Genomic DNA, 235 nt, shown 5'->3' with positions numbered 1-235 from the left:
CGGAGCCCATTCCTGCCATTGATCTCAGCCGTCTGTCCGCCGCCGACGAGGCCGACAAGCTCCGGGCGGCTCTGCAGAGCTGGGGGCTCTTCCTGGTTACTAACCATGGATTAGAAGCCTCTCTGATGGATGCTGTGATGAACGCATCAGGAGAGTTCTTTCGCCAGCCGATCGAAGAGAAGCAAAATGCAGCAACTTGATAGATGGCAAGCACTTCCAGGTGGAAGGGTATGGC

General features: G+C 56.6%; 1 protein-coding gene. It reads left to right on the top strand.

What is annotated here, in order from left to right; all coding sequences use genetic code 11:
• The coding region (locus tag SM753_RS21160; RefSeq protein WP_323193003.1) for a 2-oxoglutarate and iron-dependent oxygenase domain-containing protein at positions 1-200 on the top strand (200 nt) is incomplete at its 5' end.
• Positions 201-235: the final 35 nt, after the last annotated feature.

This window comes from Halostella sp. PRR32 (assembly GCF_034808085.1).
GTDB lineage: Archaea > Halobacteriota > Halobacteria > Halobacteriales > Natronoarchaeaceae > Halostella > Halostella pelagica.
This window is presented reverse-complemented; position numbering and strand designations above follow the sequence as displayed.